This is a genomic window from Vibrio mediterranei (genome assembly GCF_013364395.1).
Classification (GTDB): Bacteria; Pseudomonadota; Gammaproteobacteria; order Enterobacterales; family Vibrionaceae; genus Vibrio; species Vibrio mediterranei.
This window is the reverse complement of the sequence record NZ_JABXGK010000008.1, coordinates 1,942,343-1,967,115: the sequence shown is the minus strand read 5'-3', so window position 1 is coordinate 1,967,115 and position 24,773 is coordinate 1,942,343. Positions and strand designations below refer to the sequence as shown.

The following is a 24,773-nucleotide window of genomic DNA, read 5'->3' as shown; positions in this document are numbered from 1 at the left end:
AGCCTACCCCCGAGTTTTCATTAAGGCGAGATTCTGAGTTAGAGACTCTCTCCCTCAGTAATCGTAAAGCCCATATCAAAAACTTTTTGCTCGCTTGGGGCTCCTGATAGCGCCGATAGTAATAACTCGGCGCTCTTTTTTCCAATCTCAAATCGTGGTGTATCAATACTTGCCAAGGTTGGGCTAATCACTTTACCCATATCCAGAGCGTTAAAACCAACGACGCTAATATCCTCAGGAACTCGTTGTTGCTTAGCACGACACGCCATAATAGTACCAATCGCAATATCATCGTTGGTGCAGAATACGCCATCAAGCTCTGGTTGAATTAGCAGAGCTTTGTCGAGCAAAGTACTACCCAAAGCAAAACTAGAGTGCTCTTTGGTTAATACGTGTAGAGGTTCCAGCCCTGCCTCAGTGACCGCTTTATCATAGCCGTGCATACGTAGCTGAGTTCGGGTATCTAGGCGAGCACCAAAATAAGCGATATTGCGCTTACCTTTGGCTATCATTTGCGTCACCACTTCATAAGCCGCCTGCATATGGTCCAAACCGACCGCCATATCAATAGGATTAACCGGTAAATCCATGGCTTCTACCACAGGAATACCTGCGGTTTTTATCATTTGCAGCGTGCGCTCGGTATGATTGGTGTCCGTCAAAATTAGGCCATCTACTTGATAAGAAAGAAAAGATTCGATTTTCTTTTCTTCCACATCACGATCGTAGCTGTAGTGAGCGATCAAGGTATCGTAACCATTGAGGTTAGTCACATGCTCAACACCTTGCGCGAAGCTAGAAAATACTTGGTTAGACAATGAAGGCAACAGTATACCAATCGCTTTACTCGACGATTTCGACAGCATCGCAGGCGTTCTATTATGGATATATCCAAGCTCTTCAACCACTTGAGCGATTTTATCGCGAGTCGCTTGGGCGACCGAATCTGGATTGCGCATGTAGCGACTTACCGTCATTTTAGTGATACCCACTCTATCAGCAATATCTTGCAAAGTTGGGCGTGAACGTTTTGCTTCCATAGTCATTCAACGAATTCTCAAGTAGTAGTGAATGTTACTGTAACATTTTTGCTGTTAATGAACTAACTGTTATCCAAATCTCTAGGTAGGGACGGTTGAAGAATAACGATTTTTATATCAGATTCAAATAGATAGCTAGTAATATTAGGCAGGGCAAACAAAATTGGGAGAAAAGAACGGCGAGTATGTAAACTCGCCGATATTAGGGTTTAGCGGTACTCATCATCCAGATCGATATCTAGACATCGAGTCTCAGACAAGGTTTTATACCATTGGCCGGATTTTTTCACCCGACGGTTGCGATTGTCTTCCAGATCAATCTCTACCAAGCCATAGCGGTTCTTGAAAGCATTCATAGGTGAGACATTGTCCGTGAACGCCCAAAGCATGTAGCCTCTACAGTTTGCGCCGTCTTCGATCGCTCTTAGCAAATGGAACAAGTGCCTTGAGATAAAATCAATACGGTAGTCATCTTGAATCTGGCCTTGTTCATCTTTGAACTCAGCTTCATTTTCAATGCCCATACCGTTTTCACTCAAGATCCACTCGATATTACCGTACTCATTTTTAATGCGCATCGCCATATCATAAACAATAGCCGGATCGATCTCCCAACCTCGTGAGAAGTTCATTTCTCTACCCGGTAAGTCAAAGCCGCTAAAGTACTTTTTCGGATGAAACGGCACGTGCTTTGGCCATTCCGCTTCCGGCGCTTTCACTCTGTGTGGGTAATAGAGGTTGGCTCCAATAAAGTCCACAGTATTATGTTTGATGATCGCAAGGTCTTCTTCCGTTGGTGCGAAGTCAATGCCATTGCCTCTCAATAACGTTAACAACTCCGCCGGATATTCTCCTTTGATAGCCGGGTCCAAAAACACACGATTGTAGAACAAATCGTAGATTTCAGCCGCTCGTTTGTCATGCACCGCACTAGAACGTGGATAGGTCACTTCAGGGTTTAGCACCACGCCGATTTTTCCGTCGTAGCCTTGGTCACGATAAGCTTTAACGATTTTTGCCGTCGCTAAGTTTTTGGCATGATTCCACACCATCCACTTATTGGTATCTTGTTCGTACGGGTAACGAATCGCATCAAGATACACTCGGGTTTGCACCACGATAGGTTCATTGAAACTAAACCAATACTTCACCTTATGAGCGTAACGCTTGAACACTTCCTCCGCGTAGTGAACAAACATATCAACCACTTTAGGCGAGCTCCAGCCACCGTAATGTTCGAGCAAATAAGCGGGCAGCTCATAATGCTCCAAACAGAACATCGGCTCGATACCCTTGGCAAGCATGGTATCAATGACCTTATCAACGTAGCCTGCATACTCTTCATCTACAATCCCTTGCTCATAATCAAGCATAAAACGAGACCAGTTGATGGAGCTGCGGTAGTGGGTTAACCCCACCACCTGCATGAGGTCAATATCTTCAACATAACGGTTGTAGAAATCAGTCGCGACAGCTGGCCCATAGCCGTTATGCCAGACTTTTCGGTCATTCTTGTACCAAGCATCAATATAAGAATCTTGGCTATCTTTCTTACCACTCCAACCTTCGGTTTGCCATGCAGACGCTGCTGCACCAAGAATAAAACCTTCAGGAAACTTCATAGAGTATTGAGTCATTATGCGTCCTTAAGCTACCGCTTCTTTCGCTTCCGTTTTTTGCTCGCTTTCTAGATTATCGAGCTGCTCTTTGAACTGGTTCTCACACACTTTCACAAATGGTAGGTAGATGAGAATCGAGGTAACAATACAAGCGATCTGAGTCACCACTGCACCAAGTGAACCACCCGTCGCCAGCCATGAGCTCAGAATCGGTGGACAGGTCCAAGGAATCATCACCACAGCCTTACCTGCAAAACCAATCGCTGTTGCGTAGTAACCAATCATACCGGTAATTAGCGGTGTAATAATGAATGGAATCGCTAGAATCGGGTTTAGCATGATAGGCATACCAAACACCACTGGCTCGTTGATGTTGAATGCACCTGGACCGACAGAAAGCTTGGCAATCTCGCGCATATCTTTACGTTTCTTACATACTAAGAAGACTGCGACAAGTAGGCCAATCGTGACACCTGAACCACCGATACTCATGTAGATGTCCCAGAAAGGCATCGTAATGATGTTCGGAATTTCTTCACCGTTTTCATAAGCTGTCATATTTGCGGCAATCGCACCAAGCAGCAGCGGCTCACGTAGTGGCTTGATCATTTGGTTACCGTGAATACCCACTACCCAGAAAACCTGAGCTAGGAACATCAGTAGAAGCACACCAGGTAGACTTTGGATAGCACCTTCAAGCGGACGTTGAATCGCTGCATACGTTGCATCATAAAGCGTCATTCCCGAAATCTCGTAGAACGCAAAACCAAACGTAGCAATCGCAGTAACTGTGATGATAGACGGCAGCAATGCAGAGAACGAGTTCGCCACATTTGGTGGCACAGAATCAGGCATCTTGATTTGTAAAGCGCTAACTTTCAGAAGCTTGCTGTATACCTCAACCGATAGGATTGCGATAAACATACCCAAGAATAAGCCTTTAGTGTCGGTATATTGGCGAGCAATAACGTTGCTCACTTCAAACGCTTCACCCGCTACAACCACTTCATAGGTAGTCGGAATGACCGCCACGAAACAGATAACAGCAAGCAAACCTGAGTAAGCGTTAACTTGACCATTAAGCTTGCCAAGCTCAAGACCAATCATAAAGATGGCCCCGATGGTCAAGAAGTTCAGTGTTGCATAGTTTATTTGTCCCATGATTGGACGGTATTCAGCCAAAAAGGCAAATGTTTCAAAGGCAGCAAGACCTGACTGAGTACCCATAACCATGTTAGAAATCAGTACGCCAAACGCACCAACGATAATGACTGGCATCAGCATGACAAATGCTTGCTTGATAGCCATCACGTATTTCAAGCTGGTAAACCAGCCCGCCCAGTAATTGAGCTTTTCTGTAAACGCATTATTAAGCACGAGGTATCCCCTTCCATTCGTGTCGTTCATATTTGTTACGGGTAACATTACGGGTAACAAAACTAGAAAACAAAGAAAAATCCGGATAATTGTTAGCTTGAGCACGAAAAAAAGCCTAATTACTCATCAAATTTGAGCTAGATAACACTTTTGATAGATAACGTATTGCCGAACTGATAGTTACCCGTAACACTAGGAACAACAAAAAGCACAAATAAGTGTCAATAACAGGAGAAACAACGATGAAAATTCTATTGCTATGTTCGGCGGGAATGTCGACCTCTATCCTAGTAAGAAAAATGGAAGAAGCTGCTAAAAACCAATCTATTGACGCTGAAATATTGGCAGTGCCAATTGCTGAATTCGAAACTAAGCTAGCCGACTGGGATGTGTTCTTACTTGGTCCACAAGTGAAATTCCGCCAACAAGAATTTGCAGCCTTGGCGGCAAAGCAAGGCAAGAAAGTCCTAGCGATCAATCCTATGGATTACGGTGCAATGCGCGGTGAGAAAGTTCTGGCAACAGCCATTGAAGCACTCAGTGAAACAGCTTAAATAGGGGTATCAAATATGGATCTTGAGATCACCATCATGGGCTTAATCTGCAATGCAGGAGAAGCGAGAAGTCTATCCATGGAATCTATTAAAAGTGCCCGTAACGGACAGTTTGAACAAGCACAAAGCTACCTAGATCAAGCAGATGAAGCAATTCGTCAAGCTCATGTAGTTCAAACGGAATTAATAGGCGCCGATGAAGGTGAAGGTAAAATCCCGGTCACACTAGTGATGGTTCATGCTCAAGACCATTTGATGACCACCATACAAGCAATAGAAAGTGCTCGCGAAACAGTGCATCTGTATCAACGTCTCAACAAACTCGAACAGAGCGTTTTTAACAACGTTAGTATGGCTTAATTAATTTGCCGCAGCGTAAACAACAGTCCGATTGCGTTGCGGCAATATACTAATCAACAGCCTACCAAAAGCTCCCTTCAGTAATAGATACAATTACTAACACTTTTACCTTTTCTATTCGCCCATTTTGTGACCAGCATCCGGTATACTGCCCGCGAACCAGAAAGTCATCGCTTACACGTAAAGGTTATTCATTGGTTAAACGTTGGTATCGTCTATTTCTAGCACTTCTGATTACAGTTTGCACACATACTGTAAGCGCGGACGAGTATCTCACGCCCAATACTTCCAATCTCGCTAATACTGTTATCACCGTCGATCTTTCGACGACGCCATCTGATGATTTTAATGCCCCAGCAGATGATAGTGGGTCGATTCTTAATGATTACATGGGTCCACTGTTTCTTTCTTCATCCAGACGTGTCATTAGTGATAGTTGGGATGCCGACCAAAAAGCAGCGCCTGATTACCACCTATTAATTGCCTTCTTAGCACCTCCATTACTGGCGATCGCCACAAGAAGCACCTCACTTATTCCACCGCAACGTCATTGGACGAGTCGCACACAAAGCGCTCCCTCAAGAGTGGCAGGCTGGAAAGAAGCCAACACTTTGTACGCTCACAGACAGCCTCACTCAAACTAACTCTCAAGATCAAGTTCAGGACTACCTGAACGCTTCAACACGCGCAGCACATTAAGAGTAGCGACTTGCTGATGACTGAAATAAATGTCTTCACAGACTGATTTGGTTACGGCTTTCATCTCTTTCATGATGACCATGCGCTCATTTTGATCCGTTTTAGAGAGTTTCATTGTGAAAAAACCATCACGTCAACCAATCAACCGCTACGCCAAGTGGAAGTACGTGGTACTTATATTCAGCTTGCTCGTCATGCTGTTAAGTGCTCTACCTTCTTTGTATGGTGAAAATGCCGCCCTTCATATCAACCATCGAGGGCAAATTTCTGATGCGAGTCAAATCGCTCAATACCTTGAACATGCCAACATCACCCCCACTAGCATTGAACAAGATGGTGATAAAACCATCGTGATTCTAAAAAGCCCCAAACAACAAGCTGCAGCGCAAACACTGCTAAAACAGTACTTAGATGAATCCACAACCGTCGCACTAGCGATGGAGCCAGCAGCTCCTCAATGGTTACTAAAATCAGGTTTTTCGCCTATCGCTCTGGGCCTTGATTTGAGAGGCGGCGTCCAATTTTTATTGGAAGTCGATATGGAGCCCGTCTATCAAGCACACCGACAAATGGTTATCGATGAGTTCTCTTCGGAGTTTCGAACTAGCCGAGGTCGAATCACGGGCGATAGCGTTCAGCTCAATTTGTTTGGTGGAACTTCTACCGCAAAAGCACGAGCCTTTTTACGTCAGCAGTTTCCTAACTGGCACACGTCAATCCAAGACAACACGATTCGCCTCTTATTGACAGATGAAGAGAAAAGCACTCTGCGCAACCTGACGGTTCAGCAAAACTTGCAGATCATGCGAGAGCGTATTGCCGAGCTTGGCATTACCGAAGCCTCGGTACAACGACAAGGTGAGAATCGCATTCGCATAGAATTACCCGGAGTTCAGGATCCTGCAGCGGCTAAAGACGTTATCGGTGCAACAGCTTCGTTAGCCTTTCATGCAGTCACAGATGGTCGAGGAAACCGCACCCAAATTCTACCAGACAATGACGGAATCCCAGTTAATTTGGAGCGCCGCGCCATTCTTGGCGGAGAGCATATTATCGATGCGCGCGCGGGTGTCGGTGATATGGGAACCGCTGAAGTTAACATTTCGCTCGATACATCGGGTGGCCGAAAAATGTCTCAGTTTACCCGAAGCAATATTGGTAACCCGATGGCGACGGTCTACAGCGAGTACAGCCGCAATGCTGCGGGCGATAGCGAACAGCTCAGTAAGGTGATCAGTATTGCCACCATTCAGTCACAGTTGGGTAGCCGTTTTCGTATTACCGGTGTTGGCACCATGCAAGACGCACAAGAGCTAGCACTTTTACTAAGGGCTGGTTCACTCACAGCCCCAGTTACCATTATTGAGGAACGAACCATCGGTCCTTCACTGGGTGCTGAAAACGTCAAAAATGGCTTTGCTGCATTAGCGCTAGGATTAGGCCTAACACTAACTTTCATTGCACTTTGGTATCGACGCTTAGGCTGGGTCGCAAATGTTGCCTTGCTCGCCAACATGATGAGCTTATTTGGGTTAATTGCGCTGCTTCCCGGAGCTGTACTTACCTTACCTGGTATTGCAGGTATGGTGCTGACCGTCGGTATGGCAGTGGATGCCAATGTACTCATTTTTGAACGCATCAAAGATAAAATGCGCGAAGGGCGAACGCTAGCTCAGAGCATTGAAAAAGGGTTTAGCAGTGCCTTTCGTTCTATTTTCGATGCCAACCTCACCACTATGATTGTCGCCATTGCACTGTATGCCATTGGTAATGGTCCCGTTCAGGGCTTTGCTATCACACTAGGGCTTGGTCTATTAACCAGTATGTTTACCGGCGTGTTCTTATCGCGCGCCATCATCAATCTTGTTTGGGGGCGTGATCAGCGCCGAGAAGTGAGGATTTAGATATGACTCTTTCACAACATTCTCTTAGCCGAGTTCGCTTTAGCATGTCGGCAATTTCTGCGCTGCTTTTTGCTTTAGCCGTCGCTTTTATCAGTTTTAAAGGTTTTAACTGGGGGTTGGATTTTACTGGCGGTCTCGTGGCTGAAGTACGCTTAGACGCATCGATTGTCGCAACGGAGCTCAAAGCGTCACTTGATAACGCCTTGATGCAAGATGTCCAAGTGGTGAGCTCGACAGAGCCCGGCCGTTGGATCTTACGCTATAACCAACTCGATGATGTGGTGTTGTCCTTAACTCCAGCATTAAAGTCCATCAGCACATCCGTAGAGATCCTAAATAGCAGCATGGTAGGCCCTCAAGTCGGCCAAGATATGGTTGAGCAAGGTGGCGTGGCAATACTAGCTTGTTTTGTGTTGACCATGCTTTATCTAAGCTACCGCTTTGAATGGCGACTCGCTCTAGGCGCATTAGTGGCGCTGGTTCACGACATTGTTATCGTACTCGGTCTGTTTGCCGTCACCCAGATGGAGTTCAATCTCACCATACTCGCCGCTGTACTTGCAGTGCTTGGTTACTCTTTGAATGACTCCATCATTATCGCTGATAGAGCCCGCGAGCTATTCAAAGCAAAGCCAAACGAGTCAGCGGATGCACTTATCAATAACTCGGTACGTGCCACTTTCTCGAGAACTCTTATTACCTCAGGCACCACATTGGTAACCGTTTCTAGTTTGTGGTTACTAGGAGGACCTGCGTTAGAAGGCTTCGCGATTGCGTTGTGTGTGGGTATTGCCTGTGGGACATGGTCGTCAATTTCACTTGGTGTCACCTTACCTCAAATGATGGGTGTCCGACCTGAACACTACAGTGTGGCAACACCGAAACCAGAGGAGGCAATGCCATGACGCAATTCTTGAAGCAGGAATTCGTACTGCTGCTTGGCATCGTTACCGTTGTATTGTTTAAATTTGCTGGTGACACTATCTTGCAGGCTCAAATGAGCTCAACTATGGGTATGGTACTTACCATTGTTCTATTCATAGTGGTTATGGCGTCAATATTTGCTGTTGTTCGCCATTCTGACGCACTAGCTATCAAGCTAGGAGACCCTTATGGAACATTAATTCTGACCCTCTCAGTCATCCTCTTGGAAGTGGTGATGATTTCTTCTGTCATGTTGACGGGAGAAGCCAACTCCGTCTTGGCAAGAGATACTATGTTTGCAGTTGTGATGGCCGTCCTCAATGGTTTAGTCGGTATCACATTACTCATCGGCGGGCTGAAATACCACACACAGAAGTACAACCTTGATGGTCTGAAATCTTACCTCGTCGCCATCATTCCTTTATCGTTGCTGTGTTTGGTGTTACCTAATTTCACCAGCGTCACGGAATCAGGAGCAATGTCTAAGGCGCTCACCATCACGCTAGTCTTGGCTTCAGTGGTGTTATACAGCGTATTTCTGTTTATTCAGACGCGCAGCCACACCCATTTTTTCATGGATGAAGACCACCAGGATAACCACGATTTTCATGGCCCTCTAGAGAGTAACTTTTACCATTCACTGTTACTTGTAGGCTATTTAATCGTGGTGATTCTGCTAGCTAAAAGCCTGGCTATCCCTATCGAAGGCACCGTCAGCTTACTTGGTGCACCACCAGCACTGGGAGGTCTGATCGTCGCTATCTTGATTCTTGCGCCTGAAGCAGTCGGGGCTGTAAAAGCCGCTTTAAACAATCAACTGCAGCGCGCGATGAACTTGTTCTTTGGCTCCGTACTTGCAACTATCGCACTCACCGTACCGGCTGTCCTTCTAATATCTGAGGTCATAAAACAACCTGTTCAACTGGGCTTGGCACCCGCTGAAATGGTCTTGCTCGCGACCACACTTATGATGACCGCCGTCAGCTTTAGTAGTGGCAGAACCAACTCCTTAAACGGGATGGCCCACCTCATTTTGTTCTTTGCTTACATCATCTTGATGTTTGAGTGATGTACTTAACTGACCATTAAGGATTTTTATCATGCAAGAAATATTCGTTGCTATTTGGCACCATGATTTCGACACTCTGGCTCAAGTAAGCTCACTCAATAGCTTTCTCTTGTTGCTTGCGTTTATTTTATTACTTGAATCCAGCTTCGTTTTCTTACCACTGCCGGGAGACAGTTTAGTGCTGTTTGTCGGCGGATTAGTTGGAGTAGGAATTTTGGAGTTTTATCCCGCAGCTGGAGCACTCTGTTTAGCCGCGTCATTGGGAAGTATTAATGCCTATATTCAAGGACGAGTTTTAAACCAAACTCGGCTTGTGCCTTTTTTGCACCGCGTGTTACCGAATGATTCACTCCCTAAGGCCAAACACTTACTGAGCCGCTATGGATTCTTATCTTTATTCATCTCCAGATTTGTCCCATTTGTGAGAGTCTTGACACCGATGCTTATGGGATTATCGAAGCTGAATTTCATGCGAACTCTATTTATCAGCATGAGCAGTTCTGTTATTTGGTGCTTGATCCTTATGCTCTCTGGTAAATGGTTGATGATTCATCCAAGACTTAATGACTACCAAGAACTACTTTCTAAATCGTTGGTGATAGTCAGTTTATGCCTAATGGCGGGAGCGATTGTTGGTTTGTTGTACCGCTACTTACGCTCTAGCAAAAACAATATCGCCACTTAAGAATAGCGCCATGATGCCGCCGCTATTGGCTTAGATAGCAGCGGCGGATTTCTAGTATCAAGGCAGGAGTACTATAGTGACCACTTGAGTTGCTTCCACCCTTGCTTTTCACCTAATGCTTTTAGTGCTGGACATGGATTGACCAAATAAGCGTAATCAGCAAACTCGCACAAAGGTCGATCGTTAATGGAGTCGGTATAAAAATGAATCTCGGTATAGCTGTTATCTTGCGCAGATAACCATTGCGCGAGTTTTGCCACTTTGCCCTCTCGATAGGTCGCAATGCCTTTTATCTTGGAGGTGAAACTGTTCTGCTTGAGTTCTAAATCAATACCCATCGCTACATCAATCCCAAGACGCTTAGCTATCGCTTCAACTAAAAAGCTAACGGAGGCCGAAATAATAATAGTTTGGATATCGTCACGCTTTAGATCTGCAAGCAAAGTCTGCGCTTGTGGAAAGAGGCGGGACAGGATTTTTTCATCGATGCACTGTTCTACCCATTGCTGTACTCTCTCAGTAGGAACGTGGGTCAACGGTGCAATAGAAAACTCGAGGTAATCTTCCATATCCATCTTCCCTTCCGCATACAACGCCATTAGCCGTTTATCTTGGTCAAGGAAATCAGGTTGCATGGCAATGCCTTTCTCTACCAAAAACTCATTCCACAGCACGGCGCAGTCAGCATCAAACAAGGTTTCATCCATGTCGAATACATATAGAGGTTTAGACATTTTCGGCTCTCACAGGTTGAATTTCGTTAAGGTTAAATAGCAGTTCTAATTGGCTGCCTGTTGCGAGTAATCGCTCCGAAGAACGGTTAAGGAGATCCACCGTCAACTCACAGTCATCAATGTCGACTTGATAGCGAATAACATTACCGAGCAACTGATGGTTTTTAATCACGCCTGTTCGCGGCGCAGAGATATGGTTAGCGTACTCGCGTCCTTGTTCTTTGACATAAATCGACTCCGGACGAATCGCGACTTTCGAGTTCACATCCATATCAAATAACGATTTTGCTTTATCCGCTGCCACCAAATTGTAGTGACCCATAAAGCCTGCTACAAACTCATTTGCTGGATGGGTATAGATGGCTTCGGGTGCACCTTGCTGAACAATCTCGCCCTTATTCATCAAGAAAATTCGATCTGACATAATCATCGCCTCCTCTTGATCATGAGTGACAAAGATAGTGGTTAGATTAAGCTCTTTCTGAATAGAGCGGATTTGTTGCCTGAGGTTCTTACGAATTTTAGCATCCAGCGCAGACAGAGGTTCATCCAACAAGAGAATTCTTGGTTTGACGACCAGAGCACGAGCCAATGCCACGCGCTGTCTTTGACCGCCTGAAAGCTGATGTGGATAGTGGTTTTCTTTACCCTGCAGTTCCACCAGCTCGACGACTTTTGCAATTTCACGCTGTATTTCGGCTTTACCCAAACTTTGCATCTTAAGTCCAAAAGCGATATTGCCCGCCACCGTCATATTCGGAAACAGAGCATAGGACTGAAATACCATGCCGATACCACGTTGCTGAGGCGCGGCATGGGTAATATCTACTCCATCGACAATGATCTGCCCACCTTCTACTGGGTTCAGACCTGCGAGACTGCGTAGCAATGTCGACTTACCACAACCGCTGGGGCCAAGTAAGGTAATGAACTCACCTTTCTGGATGGTAAATTCGATGTCTTCAAACACCGTGTTGCTGCCAAATCGTTTGGTAAGATGATTGACGGATACGTAACTCATGATTTGCCCTTCTGTTGATTACTGCTAAAACGGCTGGCAAGCCATGTCAGTAGGAAGATAAAGAAAAAGTAAGTCATCACTAACGCCGAGGTGAAGTGACCACTGGTTTGACGCATGTTGTAAAGATAGATTTGTAGTGTTTCGTAGCGAGTTCCCACCAAAATATTGGCGAACACAAACTCACCGAGTAAAAACGAGAACGATAGAAATAACGACGCCAGCAATCCTTTCTTCAAATTCGGAACGATGATCAAGAGAAATGCTTTTGTAGTGCTCGCTCCAAGCAGATGTGCTGCGTCCATCAAATCGTTGAGGTTAATGGCCTCAAAGCTGTTCGAGATTGCTCTGTACATAAAAGGCAGTGCGATGGTGAAATAGGTTCCGATAAGGATCCATGGAGTTCCAACCAAAGGAATAACGCTATCGGCATAGATCTGAAGCAAACCTACCGATGACACTACTGGAGGTACCGCAAATGGCAGCAGAATCAGTACATTCATTAGCTTGTCGAGCTTTGGAAAGTAATAAAACACAACAAAGATAGCTGGAAGGATTAATACCACGCTAAGTGCAAGTGCCGCAAAGCACACCAGTAATGAACGCCCAAAGGCGGCGAGAAAGCGAGAATCCGTCAGTAGCTGAACATACCAATTTAAGGTAAATCCATCTGGCAATATGGTCGCACCCCAACTTGACGATAACGAGTAAACCAAAGTAGCGATAATTGGAATCAGCATGATACCAACAATTCCGTAGACAACGGTTTTGTGATAGTAAACGCTCACATTGCTATTTCGATGCATGATAACTCCTCGACAATAGCCACTGATTGATGATGGTAATAAAGGCTAGAATGGCCATGAGAATCACCGAGATTGCTGCAGCAAGGTTCGGTTCTAAGAACAAATCTCCAGACACCAAACTCGCAATTCGTACCGTAATCACGTTGTAGTTACCGGTTGTTAGTGCGTAGACGCTCGCATACGCGCCCATGGCATTGGCGATGAGAATAATGAAGGTGCCAAGTAGAGCTGGTGATAACACCGGAAGGGCTATTTGAGTCCAATATTGATGCGTTTTGGCACCGAGCAACGCAGATGCCGACTGCCAATCATCTTGCAGCGCATCAAAAGCAGGATAGAGCAACAACACGCCAAGCGGGATCTGGAAATAAATATAAATAACCAGTAATCCCCACTTGCCATACAAGTTGAAACCTTCAATCAACCCATACTGCTTCAGCAGTAGCGTGACTGCACCGTTAACCCCTAAAATAATAATGAACGCAAATGCCAACGGCACACCGGCGAAGTTGCTGCTCATATTGGTAAAAGCAATCACACCATCACGAAGCTTGCTGTCCACTCGGCGCAGTGATGACACCAACAATGCTGCGATAGCCAACCCAATGACACTCGACCAAATCGATAGCCAAATACTGTTGCTAAAGGCCTGCATCATAAAACTCGAATCGAAGACCTCTGAATAGTTCTCAAACGAAAACACGCCATCATATTGAAAACTATTGAAGAAGACCCAAACCATAGGAGCAAGCTGAAACAGGTAGAAAAACAGCACAAATGGCGCAAGCCAAAGTACAGGCTTGAACTTGTTCCACAGTGATTGTTTTCTGCTTATTCGCTGCTCATCTGGACAAGCAGGTGTTAATGCTGCGCCACTCATAATGCAATCAATTCCGGTGAGTAAGGCTTGCGATGTTCCAGCCCAAGCAACTGACAACAGATGCCACAAAGCTCCGTTTGCTTCACATCCGTTGCGGCATGGGTAAACTGCTCACCAATAACAAACAACGGCACTTCGCGCTCTTCAGGCAAAATACCACCATGCGACAAGTCATTATTCATACCGTGGTCACTGGTGATCATCACTTGATAGCCCGCTTCCACCCACGTCGTAAGGTAGTTAGATAGGAAAATATCGGCGGCTCTCGCACTGTTTCGATACTGCCTAGAGTCGAGACCATGCTTATGCCCAGTATTGTCGATATTCATAGGATGTATCAGCAAAAAGTCGGGGTGATATTTCTGCCTCAAGGATTCGGCATCAAGGAACAGGGCTTCATCAGGATAATGATCCCAATGATAGAAACGACCATATTGAATGTTCAACGATTCATCGTCAGTGAATCTATCGCGCACTGCATCATAAGGCGCACGGTTGTATAGTTCACTAACCCAATGATAAGCCGCGGCCGCGGTCACTTTACCCTGAGATTTCGCCAAGCTGAATACCGATTCTTGATTCGACAAGCGAACGATTTCATTGTTTACGATGCCACTTATGACAGGAGGAACTCCGGTCAAAATGCACTCATAAAGTGGTCTGGACATAGAAGGGAGTTCGCATTGAATGGGATACAACGTCGCTTTTTGTTGCTCGATTAAGCCATTCAAGTAGCCCATGCAATCACGGGCTACTTGATAATTGAGACCATCGAGGACAACAAGGATAACCTTATTGCTCATACTTACCTCTGTATAAAAGTCTCAAATTACTGTTGGTGAATCAGTACGTTTTCTTGCCACTGGCGAGGCAGGCGACGCGCTGACTTTTCCCAAGCTTTAAAGTCTGTGACAGGATGAACGTTACCGTATTGGTCGTTAGCAATCAGTTTAGCTTGTACCGATTCAGGCAACTTAACGTTGGAACGAATTGGACGCGCATAACCTTCAGCTAGGTTGATCTGCCCTCGGTCACTAAAGATGTGTTCACGAGCTAATTTTGCAGCGTTAGGGTTTTTCGCATACTTGTTGATAATCGTGGTGTAACCGGAGATCACCGAGCCATCTTGCGGGATATTGACGCTAAAGCGTGAGCGGTCAATTTGGTCACGATAATTAAGCGCATTGAAATCCCAAAGGATTGCCACTTCTACTTCACCTTTCTCAAGATTGGCAATACTAGGGTCAGTGAATGATAGACGCCCTTGCTTGGCAAGCTTAGAGAAAAACTCAATCGCAGGGCCAAGGTTAGACTCATCGCCACCGTTAGCGAAAGCTGCCGCCAATACGGCATTATTAGCCTGCGCTGCCACCCCCACATCGCCGACCGTCACTTTGTAGTCGCCCTCAAGAAGGTCTTGCCACGTTTTTGGGGCATCTTTGACCAAGTTGTTGTTTGAGATAAACGCGATAGTCCCTGTATACGCCAGTGCCCAGTGGCCGTCTTTATCTTTGGCCCAATCAGGAATTTCGTCCCATGTGGTAGGCTTATACGGTTGGGTTACGCCCTTTTGAACCGCCACTCGAGCGAACGCAAAGCCGACATCGCCAATATCTGCTGTCGCATTTTTCTTTTCAGCTTCAAACTTAGCAATTTCCTGTGCCGAGCTCATATCCGTATCTTGGTGCTTAAGTCCATAATCAGACTTAAGGTCATTCCAAGTATCTTTCCAGTTTGCCCAACTATCAGGCATACCCACACTGTAAACCGCACCTTCCTGCTTCGCCGCTTCTGTAAGAGCAGTGACGCTATCGTTAGCAAAAGCAGTGGAAGAAATCGCAGTGGCAATAAGTGTCACAGCACTGAGTTTTGCGGTGATACTTGCACGGTTAAGCAAAGTTTTCATTGTCTCTATCCCTCTGGACTAGGTCAGTAAGTTCACTTTTTATGCTATTTGGGGAATGTGACAATTTATGTGCCTGTATTTGACGTTTTTATTGAGGTTAGATGGCAGTTATACGTCAAATTTATTAAAGCCAGTGACTGATAAGTCAGTTTCTGTTGTCATGAAACTGTTACTCGCCTGTCGTATCTTGTTCATGCCGATGAATCATGGACTAGATCACTCAATGCCAATCCAAACAACACAGCTCAGTAAAATAAAGACGACTATTCGAGAACAAATCCAAAGTAATATCATGATTGCAGGCCAGAAACTGCCATCCGAACGAGACCTTAGCGACCTGTTTTCTACTACGCGTATTACCATTAAAGATGCGCTGACTTCACTAGAAACTGAAGGATTGATTTATCGAGAGGAACGTCGAGGTTGGTTTGTCTCTCCAGAACGTATTCGCTATAACCCATTGTCGCGCAGTCACTTTCATCAGATGATCCGTGAACAGCACCGTATCGCCGAAACTAAGCTAGTCAGTGTAAGAAGTGAAATGGCGAGCGGAATGTACGCCAAGGCATTGGCCGTAGATACCATTACACCCATCCATATTATTGAACGCTTAAGGTATATCGATGGTCGGGTCGTGCTGTTTGTAGAGAACTGCCTGATCGCTGCCCTGTTCCCAAAGATACTGGAAGAGAACCTGACACTATCGCTCACTAAGTGCTACCAAGAGAAATACCAATTCCATACCCAACGTTCACACTTCGACGTCATCCCTACGTCCGCTCCAAGTCATGTGGCACAAGCCCTTAACTTGGTGGAGGGACAACCCGTTGTCAAAATTTGCCGAGTGAACTTTAACCAATATGGGGTATTAATGGATTGTGAGTTTGAGTATTGGCGACCAGATGCCATGATGATTTGTATTGATAGCGAGTCGCAATGATCAAGAGAAGCGCTTTCGATATTGCGAAGGAGAAACACCTTGTAAACGTGAAAAGGCATGCGTAAAAGTGCTTTGTCCTGAAAAGCCTGTTAACTCAGCGACTTGACCAAGGTTTAAGTTGCCTTGCTCAATTAAGCGTTTTGCGGCATCGACACGTTTGTTCAATACATATTGATGAGGAGTAATACCGATTTGCTCTTTGAATAGCATATGAAATTGGCTTTCGCCTAAAAATACGCTTCCAGCTAATTGAGCCACAGAGATCTTATGACACAGGTGCTGTTCAATGTAACGATCGATCTGTTCAAGATCGAATCGTGAGTCACGAAGTGATGTTTTAAGATCCGAGATATGGCGTTGTAATAATGCTACGACCGTGTCATTGCATGCACGACTTAACAGCAAATCATCAGGGCTGCTTTTCATTTCCGCCACTAACATTTGTATCAGCTTTTGAATTTGGATATCCAACTGAAAATAAGTCTTGGATTGAGATAACTCGTTGATTCGTTGAAGAAGTACCGGATCGTCATTGTTAGGGAGAGGCATATTCAACACGAGAATATCTGGCTGATCAATCACACCTCCGAAAGCATGATCAAGGCCTGACGTTACCACGCACCCTTGCCCCGGGCCGACGAGGTTACCCACACCACCTACATCAAACTCAGATTTCCCCTTCAACCCAATCACAACTTGGGTGTATTGGTGCTCGTGTGAGTCCATATGAGAGGGTAACCGAACGATTTCTGCTGGTTTTGGGGAAGCATGATCAAGGATGTCATTGTTTCGTGTCACCATGTTTCCGGCCATCTTGTAAAATGAGATTCGATCCGCCGAGTATACCCATTTCAATAGCAATTGGAAAAAGTAATCGCCACCAAGCTTGTGATAACGGGCACGGAGTGATGATTTTGTATCCCGCTTAGAACTGCGAAAAAGGATCCTTACTTGATCAAGCTTCCGGAACCATGATCATGAAGCGATAAGTTACGGTGGTTGTAATTTGTGCGATATAGATGATAGAGACATAAAAAAAGCTGCGAAAACCGCAGCTTAGAAACAATATTTGCACTAATGGTTACGGAGCGAGTCGCTCTGCATCCCATTGACCTTGACCGTCTTTACTAAATAAGAAACGATCATGAAGTCGGTGTTCACCACCTTGCCAGAATTCAATCGATTCAGGGCGAATGCGATAACCACCCCAGAATGAAGGTACAGGAATTTCACCTTTAGCAAATTTCTGCTTTAACTCTAGGAACTTACCTTCAAGTACGCCACGAGTTGAAATACGACTACTTTGCTTACTTGCGATAGCAGCAAGTTGGCTTTCTTTGGGACGAGAGGTGAAATACTTCATGTTTTCCATTGCCGTCAATTTCTCAGCGACACCCGTAATATGCACTTGTCGTTCTAATGGATGCCAAGGAAAGTGTAAGCTTACTTTACTGTTGTGCTCTATATGTTGAGCTTTACGACTACCCAAGTTGGTGTAAAAAACGAAGCCTTCACTATCCACATTTTTCAATAACACGATGCGTTGAAACGGCATTCCGCGTTCATCAACCGTCGCCACTGTCATTGCCGTAGGATCGGTCAATTTAGCGTCGACAGCTTGTTGCAACCAAAGATTAAATTGAACAATAGGATCGCTATTCAAGTCCTTTCGACGTAACCCCCCTTGAGAATACTCTCGGCGGATATCTTCAATTCCCATAACCACTCCTCACGTTTTTCTTGAATTCTGCGCTCTAAACTACTAGAAAACAACCCGCTAACGGTATCTTATTATCGATTTTTGAATCCAATCTCCTAGTTTGTATTCGAGCTTATGACACACGCAGCCATAACAGACAAATTTTCGATAATTCATTACTTTATAAACAAGAATCCACTGCTAAACTTCTAAATACGTTGAAAACATACCGATAGATGCAATTCTTGAAATATTAGATTGTTGATAAATATGCAGGATAGATCGACTCTTTGTTGTTGAAAAGGTTACATTTCATTAACGATGGTAATAAAATCATATTATTAGATAAATCCTAGCCATCTGGATTCCGAGTTGAACATGGATAAAAAAGAATACAAAAAGGTCTCTGACGCTGAACTCGACTACATCGATGACAAAACCGCGGCCTTACTCCTTAATACCCCCACCAGTGCTCGGATTATGCTGTGGGTTATGGTGCTCTTTTTTATTAGTGCGGCAGTGTGGGCATCTTGGGCTGAAATAGACAAAGTGACGGTCGGGCAAGGCAAAGTCATTCCTTCATCACAAGTACAAGTGATCCAGAACCTCGAAGGTGGCCTTGTTAAAGAAATTTTGGTGAAAGAAGGTGACACGGTCAAGAAAGGTCAGCAACTTCTGCTTATTGACGATACGCGTTTCCGCTCAGATTACCGCGAACGAGAGCAACAAGTTCTCAATTTGACCGCCAACGTCCTACAACTCTCAGCCTCCTTAACCAGTGTGGTCATCAATGAAGATGTCAAAGATAAAGAATGGCAAAAGTCGGTGACCCTGGATTTCAACAAACTCGCGTTCCCACCTACTTTTGAAGAAGAGAACAAAGCGCTGGTTGCCAGACAACGCGCTGAATACCGTCAGGACCTCAACAAGCTACGCAATGAGCTTTCCGTTATTGATCAACAAGTTCGTCAAAAACAACAAGATCTGATAGAAATCCAAGCGCGAGTCCATAACCTCAGAGAAGGCTATAACCTTGCACGTGATGAACTGAATATCACCAAACCTCTTGCCGATGAGGGAGTTGTTCCTAAAGTCGAACTATTAAAGCTTCAGCGTCAGGTCAATGACACTCGACGTGAGTTAACCTCCACAGAACTGAAAGTCCCAGCTTTAAAATCTGCTATTCAAGAGTCCATGCTAAGCCGCATTGATATTGCACAGAAGTTCCGTTCAGAACAGCAAGAAAAGCTCAATCAAGCTCAAGATAAGCTCTCTTCTATGACTGAGTCAGCCGTAGGGTTGGAAGATCGTGTAAACCGTACTGTTGTGGTCTCTCCTGTTAACGGCACCGTTAAGACACTGAACGTCAATACTGTAGGCGGCGTTATTCAACCTGGAATGGATATCGTAGAGATAGTGCCAACGGAAGACACTTTGTTAGTGGAAGCCAAAATAGCACCACAGGATATTGCTTTCCTAAGACCCGATCTTCATGCCATCGTCAAATTCAGTGCGTATGACTTCACCAAATACGGCGGATTAGATGGCACCTTGGAGCATATCAGTGCCGATACGACTCAAGACGAAGAAGGAAATAGCTTCTATATCGTAAGAGTAAGAACTGACAAAACCAATTTTGGACACGATGAGCAGTTACCGATCATTCCAGGTATGACAGCGTCCGTGGACATTATTACAGGCAAGAGAACGGTTCTGGATTATCTACTCAAGCCAATACTAAGTGCGCAAAACAACGCACTGAAAGAATAAAGGAATGTAGTGTTACGGATTGAGCGGACAGGAAGTCTGCAAACTAAGTTCAAAACCGCACTATTGGTATGCGGGGTAATCACAGCTATTTCTTTGGCTGGATATAGTGACGCCTATACCAAGCAAGAGCAGCGTTGGATAAGCACCGTAGCAAAAACGTATGGACCTCGAGCCGGTAAACGAGTCGAAACTTGGCGCACTGTTATCGAAGATTTACAGGGTAAATCAGAGAAAGAGCAACTTGCTGGAGTGAATCAGTTTTTCAATCAACTCAACTTTGTCGACGACATACATTTATGGGGTAAGAAAGACTACTGGGCCACACCACTAGAATTTTTGGGCAGTAATGCAGGGGATTGTGAAGACTTTACTATTGCTAAGTACTTCTCACTGCTTGAGCTCGGTATTCCCGACAAAAAACTGAGGCTTGTGTACGTCAAAGCCATCGAATTGAACCAATTTCACATGGTACTCGCCTACTACGAGACACCGCGTTCACAGCCGCTGATTTTGGATAACCTGATTGGTGAGATCAAACCCGCTTCTAAGCGAGGCGATTTGCTACCGATCTACAGCTTTAATGGTCGCAACTTGTGGACCATGAAAACAACCCAGGGCAAATTAGCCGGAAAGTCGTCGAGACTGAAATTATGGAATGATTTGCGAAGCCGAGAGCGTTCATTGACGTTAAGGAAACCTAAGGTAAATTACGACGAGTAAACAATTATGACACTATACAGACAGCTAGTGGTCGGCATGATAGCAGTATTCATTATGCTATTGACGTCGGTGTTTATCATCGAGTTCAACACGACTAAAAACTTCCTAGAGCAGCAACAACGCTCAGAGGTAAACAACACGATTAACACCGTGGGGTTGGCCTTAGCACCTTACTTGAAGACACAAGACAAGGTTGCGGTTGAATCTGTGATTAATGCGCTATTTGATGGCAGTACTTATTCCACAGTAAAACTCGTTTTCCTAGAGACCGATGAAGAGATTGTCCGCAGCTATCCTATCAAACCCAACGGAGTACCAGATTGGTTTACCAACCTAAACCTATTTACGCCCATTCATGATTCCCGCGTGGTTACTAGCGGTTGGCTGCAATTGGCTGAAGTAGAAATCATCAGTCATCCCGGTGAAGCTTACGCTCAGCTTTGGCAAGCGTTTGAGCGCCTTGCTGGAGCATTCGTTGTTATCTTTACCTTAGGTTTGTTATCTATAGCCTTTATCCTGAGACGAGCTCTCACGCCACTTAGAGCTATCGTAAACAAAATGGAACAGGTAGCGAATAAGCAGTTTGGTGAACCTTTGCTTCGTCCCAACACGAAAGACTTGATCGCCGTCGTTGATGGTATAAACAGCATGTCCGCGCATGTTGAAGAGTCGTTCAAACAACAAGCGAAAGAAGCACAGAAGCTCCGTGAACGCGCTTATATGGATCCAGTCTCTCAACTTGGTAACCGCGCCTTCTTTATGGGCCAGTTAAATCAATGGCTTTCAGAGTCTTCGCTAGGCGGTGTGGCTATCTTACACGCTGAGTTCATTAAACAAACCTACAAAGCTGATGGCTACGAGGCTGGCGATGGATTAGTGAGAGAGCTGTCTGATCTCTTATCGATGACCATCAATATTCCCAACACCGTCATTGCCCGTATATCAACCGATGAGTTCGGTTTTGTATTCCCGAACATTGATGAAAGCGAATTGAAGTTCGCGGCAAATAGCATCATTACTTGTATTCAAGATCTAAACGCCGATCCTACAGGTCTGAGCAAAGCTAATGCATCGCTAGGTGTTGTCTTTAACGAAGAGCGTAAAAACTCAACACAAATGCTCTCCGTGCTCGATAACGCACTGACCAAAGCGAAATCTAATCCGGAAATCGATTATGGTTATATCTCGAGTGAGCATACTGGCGTCATCATGGGTAAACAGCAATGGCGTTCACTGGTAGAAGAAGCGATCAGCGACGATGCAGTGACCTTTAGATTCCAAGCGGCAAACAGCAGTGGTGGTGAGACGTATCACCGAGAGGTGTTCTCTGCCATCGAAATGAATGGCGAACGCTATACAGCCAATCAATACCTACTTGCTCTAGAGCAGCTTGATGCCAGCCATATCTTTGATGAGCACGTTATCATGTCGGTGATTAACAAGCTTGAGCAAGAAGAAATGTCTGATTCAATAGCGATTAACATCACCCCAACTAGTATCGCTCAACCAAGCTTCATTCGCTGGATTAGCCAAGTGCTCGCCAAGCATCGTGACATTAACGACAAACTACACTTTGAGATCCCAGAAAGCTGCTTTATCAATAATCCGCACCATACTGCGCTCTTCTGTAACGCTATTCGCAATGAAGGTGCCAAGTTCGGTGTGGATAACTATGGTCGGAACTTCCAATCACTGGAGTATCTCAACGAGTTCAGACCAGATTATGTGAAACTGGATTATCTCTATACCCACCAGCTTGACGATGAAAAACAGAAATTTACGCTAACATCGATTTCGAGAACGGCGCACAATTTGGGTATTAAAACTATTGCCTCACGAGTGGAAACACAAACTCAGCTCGACTTCTTGTCTGAGCACTTTGTGGATGTATTCCAAGGCTTTATCGTGGACAAATAATAGGTGCAGAATCCATGAAGGATCCGTTACTAAACTCGCTTATCTATATCAGCCGATACTACGGCTTAGCCAATTCCCCAGAAGCATTGGTGAACGGCTTACCGCTATCGGAAGGTAAGCTCACACCATTCTTACTTCCTCGTTCAGCCGAGCGCGCTGGATTGGTAGCGAAGGAGAATCGCTCTGATATAGATAAAATCCCAAGCATCGTATTTCCTGTGATACTGCTGTTGAAAGGTGGCGATGCTTGCGTACTAAACAGTATTGATTCCGATGCCAATGAAGCAGAAGTGATTACGCTTGAGTCCGGCATGGTCCCCATTTCCGTCCCGCTCGAGGATTTGAAAGAACAATTCACTGGCCGCTACTTCTTGGTCAAGAAGCAGTTTCGCTATGACGAGCGCTCACCGGAAGTCCTAAAAACTCGTGATGGCCACTGGTTCTGGGGCACTCTGTGGGAATCGAAACGCATCTACCGTGATGTGCTCATTGCCTCGCTATTGATCAATATATTTGCTGTAGCCGCACCACTGTTCACTCGTCTTGTTTATGACAAAGTGGTGCCTAACCTAGCATTTGAAACACTATGGGTACTGGCGGCAGGGATATTTATTGTCTTCGGATTCGATTTAGTACTTAAGCTTATGCGTAGCTACTTTATTGATGTTGCTGGGAAAAAATCGGACATCCTGATTTCCTCTAAGCTATTTAGCAAGGTTATGGGCATCAGAATGGAATCACGTCCTCCTTCTGTCGGTGCCTTTGCGCGTCACTTACAAGAATTTGAATCAATTCGTGAATTCTTTACCTCTGCAACGATTGCTTCGTTAATCGACTTGCCGTTTGCATTGCTATTTTTGGTGCTTATTTGGCTCATGGCGGGCAATCTGGTCATTATCCCAATCATCGGTGTGTTGATATTAATCATCTACTCGATGTTGATACAAGGACCGCTGCGTAAAACGATTGAAGAAGGTTCACGCCTAGCTTCTCAAAAGTACGCCAACCTTATTGAAAGTTTAGCTGGCCTAGAAACCGTAAAAATCTTCGGTGCACAGAGCCAATATCAGTATCGTTGGGAAGAAGCTGTGGCCCACATGGCGAACTGGAACATCAAAAGTAAGCGCATTACGGATGGGATTCAAAACACCGCAGGATTTGTTCAGCAATCTTCCAATATCGGAATGATCATTCTTGGTGTGTATCTTATTGCAGAGGGTGAGCTCACGATGGGTGGCCTGATTGCTGCAACCATGCTAAGTAGCCGTGCTATTGGCCCTTTGGTGCAGCTTTCATTGCTTTCTACACGATACAATCAAGCAAAGTCGTCGATGACCATCATTGAACAAGTAATGGCAATGCCCGACGAGCAAGAAGAAGGAAAGCGCTATATTCATCGCCCAATCATCCACGGCAAAATCGAATTGGATCGCGTGACCTTTCACTACCCTGATTCTCCAATGGCGTCCATTCGAGATCTGAGCCTTACTATTGAACCTGGTGAAAAAGTCGCGATTATTGGACGTATTGGCTCAGGTAAAACTACGCTAGAGCGCCTCATAATGGGCCTGTATCAGCCTACAGAGGGTCACGTGCGTATTGATGAGACAGACATCGCTCAATTGCATCACGTGGATGTACGACGCAATATAGGCTGTGTGCCGCAAGATTGTGCTCTGTTCTATGGCTCTATTCGCGACAACATTACGCTAGGGCGACCATTGGTCGACGACCGTGATGTTATGGATGCAGCAAACCGTGCAGGGGTGACCGTATTCACTCAGCAAGATCCTGCTGGTCTTGAGCGTCAGGTTGGTGAAGGTGGTCTGCTGTTATCCGGTGGTCAACGTCAAGCCGTTGCTATTGCACGAGCATTTTTAGCGCGTCCACCTATTTTGATTATGGATGAACCGACAAGTTCAATGGATAACCGTTCCGAACTGCATATCAAGACACAGTTAAAACAACTTAAGGAATCCGAGACCCTGATTTTAATTACTCATAAAACATCAATGCTAGATGTGGTAGACAGAGTCATCGTCATGGAGAAAGGGGCAATTATTGCTGATGGTCCTAAGGTGCAGGTGTTGAGTGATTTGAGACAAGGTAAAGTTCGCGCTGCAAGTTAAAACCAAACTATGTCTTCTCGTCC

Annotated in this window: 24 protein-coding genes; 12 read left to right on the top strand and 12 right to left on the bottom strand. The window is 45.2% G+C overall.

Annotated elements, in window-relative coordinates:
- Positions 1–38 precede the first annotated feature (38 nt).
- The 3 genes from HOP38_RS25890 to HOP38_RS25880 form a co-directional block, all read right to left on the bottom strand.
- Positions 39–1,046, bottom strand: a complete 1,008-nt coding sequence (locus HOP38_RS25890; protein ID WP_006069682.1) for a substrate-binding domain-containing protein — start codon at positions 1,044–1,046, stop codon at positions 39–41.
- 203 nt (positions 1,047–1,249) lie between these two features.
- Positions 1,250–2,677 carry a glycoside hydrolase family 1 protein gene (locus HOP38_RS25885; RefSeq protein WP_006069683.1) on the bottom strand — a complete coding sequence of 476 codons (1,428 nt, stop codon included), beginning with the start codon at positions 2,675–2,677 and terminating at the stop codon, positions 1,250–1,252.
- A 9-nt stretch (positions 2,678–2,686) separates the two neighbouring features.
- Positions 2,687–4,036: a PTS sugar transporter subunit IIC gene (locus tag HOP38_RS25880; protein ID WP_107306162.1), complete on the bottom strand. Its 1,350-nt coding sequence runs from the start codon at positions 4,034–4,036 to the stop codon at positions 2,687–2,689.
- Between the two features lie 242 nt (positions 4,037–4,278).
- On the opposite strand from HOP38_RS25880, the gene HOP38_RS25875 reads away from it, so the two are divergent.
- From HOP38_RS25875 to HOP38_RS25865, 3 genes are all read left to right on the top strand, one after another.
- Entirely contained in the window at positions 4,279–4,590 is a 312-nt protein-coding gene (locus HOP38_RS25875) for a PTS sugar transporter subunit IIB (protein ID WP_031493879.1), read from the top strand.
- A gap of 15 nt (positions 4,591–4,605) precedes the next feature.
- A complete protein-coding gene (locus HOP38_RS25870; RefSeq protein WP_006069686.1) occupies positions 4,606–4,950 on the top strand; it encodes a PTS lactose/cellobiose transporter subunit IIA in 345 nt (114 codons plus the stop codon).
- Positions 4,951–5,144: 194 nt separating this feature from the next.
- On the top strand, positions 5,145–5,594 hold the full coding sequence (locus tag HOP38_RS25865) for a hypothetical protein (protein ID WP_051647390.1): 450 nt from the start codon (positions 5,145–5,147) through the stop codon (positions 5,592–5,594).
- Here HOP38_RS25865 and HOP38_RS25860 read toward each other — a convergent pair.
- Positions 5,591–5,764 carry a hypothetical protein gene (locus HOP38_RS25860; RefSeq protein ID WP_006069688.1) on the bottom strand — a complete coding sequence of 58 codons (174 nt, stop codon included), beginning with the start codon at positions 5,762–5,764 and terminating at the stop codon, positions 5,591–5,593. The genes HOP38_RS25865 and HOP38_RS25860 overlap by 4 nt on opposite strands.
- On the opposite strand from HOP38_RS25860, the gene secD reads away from it, so the two are divergent.
- The 4 genes from secD to HOP38_RS25840 are packed head-to-tail and all read left to right on the top strand — an operon-like array spanning position 5,763 to position 10,231.
- A complete protein-coding gene (secD, locus tag HOP38_RS25855) occupies positions 5,763–7,553 on the top strand; it encodes a protein translocase subunit SecD (RefSeq protein ID WP_198559387.1) in 1,791 nt (596 codons plus the stop codon). The two genes, HOP38_RS25860 and secD, sit on opposite strands and share 2 nt — an antisense overlap.
- A gap of 2 nt (positions 7,554–7,555) precedes the next feature.
- A complete protein-coding gene (gene secF, locus HOP38_RS25850; RefSeq protein ID WP_198559332.1) occupies positions 7,556–8,458 on the top strand; it encodes a protein translocase subunit SecF in 903 nt (300 codons plus the stop codon).
- Complete coding sequence (locus HOP38_RS25845; protein ID WP_198559331.1) at positions 8,455–9,546, top strand: calcium:cation antiporter; 1,092 nt, start codon at positions 8,455–8,457, stop codon at positions 9,544–9,546. Before secF ends, HOP38_RS25845 begins: the two co-directional genes overlap by 4 nt.
- A 31-nt stretch (positions 9,547–9,577) precedes the next feature.
- Positions 9,578–10,231, top strand: coding sequence for a DedA family protein (locus HOP38_RS25840; protein WP_006069692.1), 654 nt, complete (start codon positions 9,578–9,580; stop codon positions 10,229–10,231).
- A 71-nt stretch (positions 10,232–10,302) separates the two neighbouring features.
- Here HOP38_RS25840 and HOP38_RS25835 read toward each other — a convergent pair whose 3' ends face one another.
- The 6 genes from HOP38_RS25835 to HOP38_RS25810 are packed head-to-tail and all read right to left on the bottom strand — an operon-like array spanning position 10,303 to position 15,575.
- Positions 10,303–10,965: an HAD family hydrolase gene (locus HOP38_RS25835; protein ID WP_198559330.1), complete on the bottom strand. Its 663-nt coding sequence runs from the start codon at positions 10,963–10,965 to the stop codon at positions 10,303–10,305.
- Positions 10,958–11,986 carry an ABC transporter ATP-binding protein gene (locus HOP38_RS25830; protein WP_198559329.1) on the bottom strand — a complete coding sequence of 343 codons (1,029 nt, stop codon included), beginning with the start codon at positions 11,984–11,986 and terminating at the stop codon, positions 10,958–10,960. The genes HOP38_RS25835 and HOP38_RS25830 overlap by 8 nt, the downstream gene beginning before the upstream one ends.
- The gene (locus HOP38_RS25825; protein WP_198559328.1) at positions 11,983–12,789 is read right to left on the bottom strand and encodes an ABC transporter permease; all 807 of its coding nucleotides are present in this window, start codon (positions 12,787–12,789) and stop codon (positions 11,983–11,985) included. The genes HOP38_RS25830 and HOP38_RS25825 overlap by 4 nt, the downstream gene beginning before the upstream one ends.
- Positions 12,776–13,669, bottom strand: coding sequence for an ABC transporter permease (locus HOP38_RS25820; RefSeq protein ID WP_006069696.1), 894 nt, complete (start codon positions 13,667–13,669; stop codon positions 12,776–12,778). Before HOP38_RS25820 ends, HOP38_RS25825 begins: the two co-directional genes overlap by 14 nt.
- On the bottom strand, positions 13,666–14,472 hold the full coding sequence (locus HOP38_RS25815) for an alkaline phosphatase family protein (RefSeq protein WP_198559327.1): 807 nt from the start codon (positions 14,470–14,472) through the stop codon (positions 13,666–13,668). The genes HOP38_RS25820 and HOP38_RS25815 overlap by 4 nt, the downstream gene beginning before the upstream one ends.
- A 26-nt stretch (positions 14,473–14,498) precedes the next feature.
- A complete protein-coding gene (locus tag HOP38_RS25810) occupies positions 14,499–15,575 on the bottom strand; it encodes an ABC transporter substrate-binding protein (RefSeq protein ID WP_006069698.1) in 1,077 nt (358 codons plus the stop codon).
- A 223-nt stretch (positions 15,576–15,798) separates the two neighbouring features.
- Between HOP38_RS25810 and HOP38_RS25805 the strand changes: the two genes are divergently transcribed.
- Positions 15,799–16,515, top strand: a complete 717-nt coding sequence (locus HOP38_RS25805) for a UTRA domain-containing protein (protein WP_038221820.1) — start codon at positions 15,799–15,801, stop codon at positions 16,513–16,515.
- Here HOP38_RS25805 and HOP38_RS25800 read toward each other — a convergent pair whose 3' ends face one another.
- Both HOP38_RS25800 and pdxH read right to left on the bottom strand, forming a co-directional pair.
- A complete protein-coding gene (locus tag HOP38_RS25800) occupies positions 16,516–17,316 on the bottom strand; it encodes an AraC family transcriptional regulator (protein WP_006069700.1) in 801 nt (266 codons plus the stop codon). It lies immediately after the preceding gene.
- Between the two features lie 280 nt (positions 17,317–17,596).
- Positions 17,597–18,235 carry a pyridoxamine 5'-phosphate oxidase gene (gene pdxH, locus HOP38_RS25795; protein WP_006069701.1) on the bottom strand — a complete coding sequence of 213 codons (639 nt, stop codon included), beginning with the start codon at positions 18,233–18,235 and terminating at the stop codon, positions 17,597–17,599.
- Between the two features lie 357 nt (positions 18,236–18,592).
- On the opposite strand from pdxH, the gene HOP38_RS25790 reads away from it, so the two are divergent.
- The 4 genes from HOP38_RS25790 (at position 18,593) to HOP38_RS25775 (ending at position 24,750) form a co-directional block, all read left to right on the top strand.
- A complete protein-coding gene (locus HOP38_RS25790; RefSeq protein WP_006069702.1) occupies positions 18,593–19,984 on the top strand; it encodes an HlyD family type I secretion periplasmic adaptor subunit in 1,392 nt (463 codons plus the stop codon).
- 63 nt (positions 19,985–20,047) lie between these two features.
- A complete protein-coding gene (locus tag HOP38_RS25785; protein ID WP_051647558.1) occupies positions 20,048–20,704 on the top strand; it encodes a transglutaminase-like cysteine peptidase in 657 nt (218 codons plus the stop codon).
- A gap of 6 nt (positions 20,705–20,710) precedes the next feature.
- Positions 20,711–22,621 carry a bifunctional diguanylate cyclase/phosphodiesterase gene (locus HOP38_RS25780; protein WP_198559326.1) on the top strand — a complete coding sequence of 637 codons (1,911 nt, stop codon included), beginning with the start codon at positions 20,711–20,713 and terminating at the stop codon, positions 22,619–22,621.
- 14 nt (positions 22,622–22,635) lie between these two features.
- On the top strand, positions 22,636–24,750 hold the full coding sequence (locus HOP38_RS25775; protein ID WP_006069705.1) for a type I secretion system permease/ATPase: 2,115 nt from the start codon (positions 22,636–22,638) through the stop codon (positions 24,748–24,750).
- Positions 24,751–24,773 lie beyond the last annotated feature (23 nt).